This window comes from Borreliella americana (assembly GCF_021043605.1).
GTDB lineage: Bacteria > Spirochaetota > Spirochaetia > Borreliales > Borreliaceae > Borreliella > Borreliella americana.
Window position 1 is genome coordinate 1 of the sequence record NZ_JAJNFB010000024.1, and the last position, 9,119, is coordinate 9,119.

The 9,119-nt window shown below is 26.3% G+C and carries 11 protein-coding genes and 3 pseudogenes; 2 read left to right on the forward strand and 12 right to left on the reverse strand.

What is annotated here, in order from left to right:
- A pseudogene (locus tag LRB30_RS05075) lies at positions 1–140 on the forward strand (site-specific integrase); the annotation flags it as partial.
- Between the two features lie 5 nt (positions 141–145).
- Here LRB30_RS05075 and LRB30_RS05080 read toward each other — a convergent pair.
- The 7 genes from LRB30_RS05080 to LRB30_RS05110 all read right to left on the reverse strand — a co-directional run bounded on the left by LRB30_RS05080 (position 146) and on the right by LRB30_RS05110 (position 5,789).
- Positions 146–571: a DUF261 domain-containing protein gene (locus LRB30_RS05080; RefSeq protein ID WP_231019937.1), complete on the reverse strand. Its 426-nt coding sequence runs from the start codon at positions 569–571 to the stop codon at positions 146–148.
- A gap of 50 nt (positions 572–621) precedes the next feature.
- Positions 622–1,959, reverse strand: coding sequence for a DUF244 domain-containing protein (locus LRB30_RS05085; RefSeq protein ID WP_231019940.1), 1,338 nt, complete (start codon positions 1,957–1,959; stop codon positions 622–624).
- 270 nt (positions 1,960–2,229) lie between these two features.
- Positions 2,230–2,799 carry a Bdr family repetitive protein gene (gene bdr, locus LRB30_RS05090; protein WP_231019942.1) on the reverse strand — a complete coding sequence of 190 codons (570 nt, stop codon included), beginning with the start codon at positions 2,797–2,799 and terminating at the stop codon, positions 2,230–2,232.
- An 11-nt stretch (positions 2,800–2,810) separates the two neighbouring features.
- A complete protein-coding gene (locus LRB30_RS05095; protein WP_231019944.1) occupies positions 2,811–3,374 on the reverse strand; it encodes a chromosome replication/partitioning protein in 564 nt (187 codons plus the stop codon).
- Between the two features lie 43 nt (positions 3,375–3,417).
- Positions 3,418–4,173, reverse strand: a complete 756-nt coding sequence (locus tag LRB30_RS05100; RefSeq protein ID WP_231019946.1) for a ParA family protein — start codon at positions 4,171–4,173, stop codon at positions 3,418–3,420.
- The gene (locus tag LRB30_RS05105; protein ID WP_231019948.1) at positions 4,149–4,703 is read right to left on the reverse strand and encodes a DUF226 domain-containing protein; all 555 of its coding nucleotides are present in this window, start codon (positions 4,701–4,703) and stop codon (positions 4,149–4,151) included. The genes LRB30_RS05100 and LRB30_RS05105 overlap by 25 nt, the downstream gene beginning before the upstream one ends.
- Positions 4,704–4,712: 9 nt before the next feature.
- Positions 4,713–5,789, reverse strand: coding sequence for a plasmid maintenance protein (locus tag LRB30_RS05110; protein WP_231019952.1), 1,077 nt, complete (start codon positions 5,787–5,789; stop codon positions 4,713–4,715).
- Positions 5,790–6,178: 389 nt separating this feature from the next.
- Between LRB30_RS05110 and LRB30_RS05115 the strand changes: the two are divergent.
- A pseudogene (locus LRB30_RS05115) lies at positions 6,179–6,790 on the forward strand (ERF family protein); the annotation flags it as partial.
- Here LRB30_RS05115 and LRB30_RS05120 read toward each other — a convergent pair.
- The 5 genes and pseudogenes from LRB30_RS05120 to LRB30_RS05140 form a co-directional block, all read right to left on the reverse strand.
- Positions 6,755–6,943, reverse strand: a pseudogene (locus LRB30_RS05120) (DUF1463 family protein); the annotation flags it as partial. The pseudogenes LRB30_RS05115 and LRB30_RS05120 sit on opposite strands and share 36 nt — an antisense overlap.
- A gap of 13 nt (positions 6,944–6,956) precedes the next feature.
- The gene (locus LRB30_RS05125) at positions 6,957–8,069 is read right to left on the reverse strand and encodes a DUF787 family protein (protein ID WP_231019954.1); all 1,113 of its coding nucleotides are present in this window, start codon (positions 8,067–8,069) and stop codon (positions 6,957–6,959) included.
- On the reverse strand, positions 8,050–8,616 hold the full coding sequence (locus LRB30_RS05130; protein ID WP_231019956.1) for a DUF764 family protein: 567 nt from the start codon (positions 8,614–8,616) through the stop codon (positions 8,050–8,052). The genes LRB30_RS05125 and LRB30_RS05130 overlap by 20 nt, the downstream gene beginning before the upstream one ends.
- Entirely contained in the window at positions 8,613–9,002 is a 390-nt protein-coding gene (locus tag LRB30_RS05135; RefSeq protein WP_231019958.1) for a hypothetical protein, read from the reverse strand. The genes LRB30_RS05130 and LRB30_RS05135 overlap by 4 nt, the downstream gene beginning before the upstream one ends.
- Positions 8,990–9,119: DUF1506 family protein (locus tag LRB30_RS05140; protein WP_231019961.1), on the reverse strand; the 130-nt coding region annotated here is incomplete at its 5' end. The genes LRB30_RS05140 and LRB30_RS05135, both read right to left, overlap by 13 nt.

A 9,119-nucleotide genomic window follows, 5' to 3' on the forward strand; every position in this document is an offset into this window, starting at 1 on the left:
AATCTAATGGCTACAACTCTTTCCAAATTAAAGAACTTATGAAATATTCTTCAACTTCCGAAATTGATAATATCTATGGACTCTCTTCTGCAAACAAAATTCAAGCTTATAAATGTACTAAAAATAATTTAAAACTGTAAAAAAACTATTTTATTTTAAATATGCGTTTTGAAGTTACTCTAAATTCTTTTCTAAGAGGCCTTAAATCAAGCGAATCATATAATATTTCTTGTTTTTCTGTAGCAATAAAGTGAAATCCATTAATATCCTTGATCTTAACCTCACTTATTTCAAATTCATTATCAACTCCAAAATAAGCACAAGATTCATACCTTACGCTACTTCTAATTCCGTAATAATTAAGTATCATGCATGGATTTTTGATAAAACAATTGCTCCTAATATACCCAAAATCTAAAAACCTATGATAAGCTGCATTAATCTCATAAACACTAAATTCAAGCTTTTTAAAAAAGCTTGCATAATAATGCAAACATAAAAAATAACACCCCCATCTTTGTATTTCTTCGTGTAAACTTCTATTACTTTGTTTTATTTTATTAATAAGCATTGATTATTCCTCCAATTTTAAATTATTTTTTTACTTTATAGTGCACCCATTCACATGGGGACACTGACACTATTTGCAAATGCTATATTGCCAGGGAAAAAGACTTTACCACTTGTTGGAAGTAGTCCCTTTAATCTATCTGATACTGCCCTTTTCTTAGGGTCAAGAGTAAACATAAACTCTCCAAATTTATAATTTAGCTGTTCAATTAGTGGATATGTATTCATAATATTTTCAATTATCATTTTCATCCTATCTTTATGCGGCTTTTCTCTTTTTCTATATTCATTTTGAATTTTGTTCACTTCTTCTCTTTCCCTATCAAACGCCATTAAATTACACGCAAGTTTTTCAGCAGCTTGTTCATCCGTAATTTCAAGGTCTACACAATCAACATATTCTATAAATTCTTTTGCCCAATCAAACTCAACTCCAGAACTATAAAAATCACTTCTTTCTACTAAATCTTCAACAAGCTTTATAAACACATCCTTGTTGAAATTGCGTGCCATTAAGTAATCGTCTCTATAGTTACTATAAATATCTTTTTCCAAATTTTTAATTTCCAATTCACATTTTTCAACAAATTTAAACACTTTGGATATTAAGGCCTCATTTCTCCTAATTTTACAGTTAGTTGGTGCAGCGTCGATCAAAAAGAACAAATTACAATGCTCAAGTCCAGTACACGCTAGCTGCATTTGTGCCTGCACATAATATTTGAAAAAATATTTACTACTCAAAAAATTGCCATTTTTATTGTACTTCTCAATAGCACTGCTCATGTAATTAGAATCACTACTCTTAATTTCTAGAAGTTCTAAATCACCATTATCATTAATAAACCATCCATCAATTGTTGAACCTACTAAAGTTTCTGAACTTCCCATTTTTTTGAAATAATTATATTTATCAACACCATTAGCATATTTGTTTTTGTACAAAACCGAAATATTATCACCTTGTGCCTTTACAAATTCTCTAAATCCTAAATTTTCTAACTCTTTGCCCTTAAGCATATATAAGTTCTCTTCAAAAGGCATACTTATTCCAAAACATTGAAGCACTCTATTAATCATTAAATCTTTTAGTCCAGTACCTCCAATAAGAATATTACCTACTTCGCTAGCACCATATCTATTAAGCTTGTTTCTTTGAAGACTAAAATCAATATTACGATTAAATCTAAAACACTCTTTGCTGCTTATTCCAGGTAATTTTTTGCCTATATTACTTAATTTATTTTTTTCTTTAATGGGAAATGTTTTTTCCTCGAATACTTCACAACCAATAAAACTTTGTTGGTTAACACATAACATTTTGAATTCTCCATTTATGCCGCTATTTATATTGTCTTGTAGATTGTTTTTATTTGAAATATTTTTCATATTTTGCCTCCAGCATCTATCATTTTTATAAATATAATTATATAGATAAAAAAGTTTTTGTCAACTTTTTTGTAAAAAAATGTTTGTAAAAATTTGTAAATCAACTAATTCTTCAAGAAGAGAAATTAGCTGATTTTTTTTATTTGGATTCTTTTGTTAAAAAGTAAAAAGTAGTTTTACTTTAGAAGAAAGTAAAACTACCAAATTATTTTCCAGTATTATTCACTAGCAGCATTATAATATTAAAAAAACAAATTGTGTATTATTCAATTATTTAACACCTTGTAAATATTGCAATAAGAACGAGTGAATAAATGGTCCAAAAATTGTTGATGCTATGATCATAAAATGTACTAATCTGTTACCCATATTAAGATCTTTACGCAAATTCTTTACTTCATTTTCAATCTTATTAGTAAGTTCACTTTTTATATTGTCTATTTTAGTATTTAAATTCTTTTCAACATTGTCTATTTTAGTATTAAGTTCATTTTTAACATAATTAATTTTTACGTCTAAACTAGATATATCTTTTTGCAAATTCTTTTCAACATTGTCAATCTTCGTATCTAAATTATCTATTTTTAGATTTAAATTTTTTTCTAAATTATCTATTTTTAGATTTAAATTTTTTTCTAAATTATCAATCTTCATATCTAAACTAGATATATCTTTTTGCAAATTCCTTTCTACATCAATCAATTTCTCTTTTAAAAGTTCAAAATTATAATTATCATTATGAAGAAAAACAAAATCTATTGCCTCCTCGCTAAATCCTATTTTTGAAAATTCGTTTTTTATACTTTCTATGTTATATGTTCTGTACGCTAAATTAGTCATAAAATTTCTTACTATCCTTTTAATTGTTTATATTCCTTCATAATTTTTTTAATCATTTCTTTTTCATTATTAAATAATTTGTCTAAAAGATACCCAGTAAATTTCGCATTACTTTTATAAAAGTCGTAACTTTCTTGACTCTTAAGTTGAAATCTTAAGGGTTTTATTGGATTTTGTTTAGATTTTTTTACTATTGAAGTTTCTTGACCTTCTATTAAATCAAGAGAATCGTAAATACCATTTTCAATTATATAATCTTCATTAAGAATTCCCGCTTGCAATGCTTTTGCTAATTTTAAATATATGTAAACTTGAGTTCTTGCCAATTTATAATCTTTTATAAAAGCATCAAAACTTTTATATCCATCTAATTTGTAATATTCATTATCCTTGATTTCTTTTAAGATTCTAATACTTTCTACTTTATAAAAAATTTTCTTTTTTATATTGGTCTTTAACCTATTTTTTAAATCATTGTAATGAGACAATATCTCCTCTTTGGTAATTAATTTCTTCTCACCGTCTGGATCATCTATTGCTTCAGATAAAATCCTCTTATTTAATTCTATTTCCATAATAAACCTCTTTTATTTAAAAACCGTACGGATCCGTACGGTTTTATTGAACGTACTTATCATACATAATGAAAAATTTTGATAATACTTCTTTATATTCATTAATATAATCTTTACTCATATCAAATTCATCATTTTTAGCGATTTTTTTATTTAAATCTTCTCTTTCATGGATAAATCCCAAAAATCCCTCCTTAGACCTAACATGTTGCAACAATTGCTTATGAGTATTGTTTTTCTTAAATCGTGTTATAAGCAAAAATATTGGAATTTTTATTTTTAAATTGTTCATGTGAAATTCCAACAATTCTAAACTTTCAACTGCCCATTTTTCTGCAGTCATTGGAACTATTATGCAATTGCTAGTCATTAAAGCATTTGACAAAGTGTAATCTAAACTAGGATTAGTATCTATTATTACATAATGATATCTCTGCTTTAAAAACTCTAAATTGTTTTGCAATCTTAACTCTTTTAATGGTATAGATTCACTTAAAAATTTATTTAAAGTTAAATAACTGGGAATTAAGTCTAAATTTTCTTTAATCTTTACAATTGAATCATTAATATCTAATTTTTCTTTTAACACTCTATAAACATTGATATTCACAATATCAATGTTTTGATTTAAAATTTCTTTATAAAAATAACTTGTAGTGGACGCTTGTGTATCCATATCTATCAAAAGCACTTTATAATCTTTAGCAAGTAATGTTGCAAGTATAATGGCACTTGTACTTTTACCAACGCCTCCTTTGATTGACGCAATTGTAATTATTTTTGGTTTTTTTTTATCCATTTTTTAAAAATTCCTTTTTCCGGGTGTTTTTTACCATAAAATTCATATACTTGTTTTTCTAATCTTGTATAGATATCCATAAATGCTATGTTATAAGGCGTGTTTGATTTTGCCTTTTGAAGAAATCGTACCATACCTCTAAAGTAACAAAAAACACTTCCCGTTTTAAATCTAAATTCCATGTAATATACTTTTAAAAATTTGTATAATTTTTCAATTCCATTTATTTCATATTTTACAAAGACATTCTTTATAGGTTTTCTATATCCATAAAAAATTCCTAAAAATTTATCTTCTTCTTTTATAGGGTATAAGTGAATTTCTTCGACTTTTGATCGATTGAACAAAGTTCTAAATGAAATACGAAATTCATTTTTTTTATCATAAATTCCAAATTTATAGATATCCATCATTATTTTTGTGTGATACATTGTTTTGTCATTATCTTTTTCAACTTTTATGAAAAGATTTTTATTTTTGCATTTAACTTTTGTTTCTTCTGTTTGTACAGATTCTATTATGTTTTGCATATCTAATCCTTAAACAGCTTTTTCATTAACCTTTTTTATAATTTCTAATAATTCATAGTAATAAGTATCAAATAATCTATTGTATTCTAATTTCTTTTGCTTATTTAAATATTCTTTTATAATTGGCTTTAAAATTTCAATACTTGTATCTTTTTTTAGTTGATCAATAAGTATACTGAAAATGTTTATCTTTAAATTATAGTAATTTTGTTGAGAATTTTCTTTTTTTCTTTCAATCGACTTTTCTAATTTGAGTTTTATGTTGTTTAAATCGTTATATTTGTGGTTTTCAATAATAAAATGGGGTTTGAATTTGTAATTTTTGTATACTTTTTGAAGATTTATTTTTAATTGTTCGGGATTATATCCATTTTCTTGTAATTCTTTTTGAGTATTGCTTAAAATTTCTTTTAATTTGTTTTGCTTTTCTTTAATACAAGATTTATTAAATTTTACATTTAGACCTTTTATTAGATCAAGTTCAATATTTTTTACTATTTTTAATGCTTGAAACATTGTATTTTTATTAATTCTTAACTTAAGAATTGAGAGAGATTTTTTGGATTTGAAGTTACATTTATTGAAATAATTCTTAATTTGGTATTTTTCTATTTGGTTAATCTTTTTTTCTTCTTTTATATTATTTTTATTATTAAAACACGCCTTACAATCTACACTCCCTTTTTTATTTAATTTTTCTTTAAGGCCGTTTTTAGCTCTATTTTGAAATCTTGAAAGTTTTTTTTCTTGAAAGTATTTGTTTATTTTTTGGTAACACTCTTTTTTAGAAAAATTAAGTTGATAGTATATTTCAGTGCCACAATTTACTCCTAAGTGTTTGTGGTAGTTGGTTGTAACTTTAATATCTTTTTCTAATTTATAAAGATAATTTTGTAAAGTTTTCAGTTTAATGGGATTTTGACCGTTTCTTTTGTGATTTTCATTAAAGTAATAGAGTATGTTTTTTTGTGTGTATTTCTTATGTTTTCTGTTTATGTACTCTAGTGTTGAAATAAGAACTATTAATTTATGTTGTAATTTATTTTTAGAACGTGCATTTTTTGTATTGCTTAAAAGATTTTCCATGTTTTGCCTCCAGCATCTATCATTGTTTATAAATAAACTTATAGCACATTTTTCAATTAAAAGTAAATACATTGATAAAAAAATTAATAAAAATTAAGAATTTGTTGGAATATTTGCAATTAGAAAAAGTAGAGTATTGTATTAAGACAATTTGATTTTAATTTAAAGTTGGTCTATACTACAATAGTGTTGAGAGAAGATTATTTACATCTTTTCCACCAGTATCTATTTTTTTCAAAAAGCTAGTGGGGTTTAGCTAAATTCTTTTATAAAAGAATTTAGCTAAACCCTTAGCTTTTTTGTAAAGATTTTTTTGTAAAAAAGTTGACAAAAACTTTTTTTATCTATATAATTATATTTATAAAAATGATAGATGCTGGAGGCAAAATATGAAAAATATTTCAAATAAAAACAATCTACAAGACAATATTCAAGCAGAAGTTAACTTTATAAAAGATATGAAAACCTTAAGGATGAATCTAACAGGTATTGATAAAAGTGTTCAAGGTTATGGATATAAATATCAGAATTTCAACGAAATAGTCAGGGAAATTAAAAATGTTATTGATAAGCATAATTTAGATCTTGATTTTGGACAATTTCCAACTTTTACAGTTGTGGAGGGGCAACAAGTACTTCATGTTGTTAGAACAACGTTTTACAGTACAAATACTGGGTATAAAGACTCATTTGATACTCCAATACTTACAGAAAATTTACAATGGAGCAATGAAAATGGTTCTAAAAATATAAATACGTTGCCCCAACTAGTTGGTTCGGCTATTACTTATTTCAAAAGATATGCTCTAGTTGCTTACCTTAACATAGAAAGTGAAGTTGATACTGATGCGGCACCTATTTACAATAATTATGAAAATGAAAATTTTACTATGCCTAGTAAACAAGCAAGTGTTAATCAAGAACAAAAAAAGGACATTAATCAAAATCAAAAGAAAGATAATAGTCAAGAGCAAAGAAAAGTTAAAGATAAAAGTTATGGTTTTAGGATCCCTTAAGCTTATTATGGGTATTCCCTTATCTTCAGTACTAACAACTGCCCTTGTTGTAGGCTCACTTGTAAGTTCCAGTTTTCCACTATGTAGTTGTCTACCACCTATTGAAAAGTAGACTTCTCTCAATTCATAAAATCGCATAATTTTTAACTCCTTATACACTTATACTATTTTGATGATCAACTATATCTTGAGTAGTAATTACTAAAGCAACGTCATTAATACTAAAGTTATAAGTAATATTTACACTAAGTTCCAATTTAAGCTGGTTAGTGCCTGATAGAATGAGCTTTAAGTCTTTGTACCCTATAATTAATCCCCTATCAACGAACCTTTTTAGCATGCACTCAATTGCAGAAGTATACGCATTATCTCTAGCTCCACTAAGTTGCAATTCAGATAATTTACTGTTTTGTCTATTGTTTTTGTTCCAAATTCTAATAAGTTCAATAATGGTCTCGTTTTTTATATAGTGATAAGTGAAAAGCTCGTCTATTGAATTTCCATCAAGGTCAACCCCCTCTTTAAAAGCAGGCACACCGTCAAGGCCAGTTTCATTAAGAAGTGAATAAAAGTTTATATTTGCAGTTCTTAACTTTCCAATTATAGTGTCGTCAACAAGTGGTGCAGCAGCTAATGGCATACCATAAGGATTAGTTGAATGGAAAATGCTAGCTTGATGTAAATATTGACTTACAAATTTCAGGTGTAAATTATCCCTATTATTACTATAAACAACGATATTTCTTGCCTTATCATTGCCTTTACTGTTAAATAGATGTTTTATTTCTTGTTCTTTTGTTGAGAATACAAAAAAAGTTGAAGGCATTTTGAACTTACTATAGTCGTCTTTATAAACTGTTAGTCCATCATCGTTCGAATTATCATTTTGGGTGTTAATAAGCACAACAAAAGAGTGCCTATGAGCTTTAAGGTAGCTTTTTAGTTTTTCAGGCTTATCTTTATAGATAAAAAGTATAGCACTTTTTAATGACTCTTCGCTTGAGTTGAAAAAATCGGACATTGCGGTTTTTAGTAATGTTTTTTCTTTTTCAAACTGATTATTACTATCTCCACTATCTTTTTCTAAAGTTTCAATCTGTAGTTCATAGTTATTAACAGTCAAGCTCAATATTTTATAATTATCACTATCTTGAGTAACTTTAATTTTGGATGTTTTATAAACCAAAATTGGATTATAATAATTAAGTTTGCTAGCTTGAATTTTAGGGGTAACTAAACTTACATTAATTGTATTTTGCGGCAATTTTGTACTCCTCCTTCACAATTTCGATTGCTTTTATACTAGCATTGAATGCTACAGAAGTACTGTATGCATTGTTGCTATATTTTGTGCCTAAATTAATAAGTCCAACTGTTTGCATATTAGATATTGGGTAAATATAAAAGTTGATTTTATTCAAATATTTGGGTTGTAGACTTGTTAGGATATATTTATGAGCTTTATTGTGTAGAAACTCGCTAAGCAGCCCATAAAGCAATAACATGCGTGAATTTGCATCAAAGTCACTAGAATTCACCACTATTGCAATAATATATATTTGAAAAGTAAAACTAAACTCCAAAACATTTTGATAAAATACTCCATTTCTAGAATTATGATCAAATAGATTTTGTGTACCATCGAATTTCAATGCTATTATATTGGGACTAGTGGTATTAATTTTTGAAAGATATGGGTGATTATAAGTATTTATGATATCACACTCAAAATTATTTTCAGTTGCATAAGTTTTAAATTCTTGAAATATTTTAAGTAAATAACTTAAAATTATATCTAAAGTCATAATCATTCAAGTATTACCTTATAAGTAAGTTCTGATAACATTTTAGATGTATCAACAAGTGGAATTGATGTAGTGCTGCTACCTTTTTTTAATTTACTTTTGATTGTATTTGCCTTTAAATCGGGTTTTACTTGACCAGATAGTACATAGTTCTCATAGTATCTAATAAAAGCTTGTCCAATAGCTTGCATTCCTAATTTAGGGTCAAGATTAAACTTAGAATTTATATGATTATTGTCGATGTATTCTCTAAATTCAGTACTGCTAGCAATTTTAGATAAATGTTTTCTTACTGGTAAATTGCCGCTCCCTTCTTCATGCATTTTGGCAATATTAGCTCGACCCCCGAACCAGCCAATTTCTAATTCAATTTTAAATTCTAAATTGTCCATATAAATTCCTTTAGAACTAAAGTAAAATATCCGATTGAAGAATCAATGCTAACTATTTCAACTAAAATAACAAAGAATTCTCCACCTATAATTTCTATGAAATTTAGGTGGAGATGA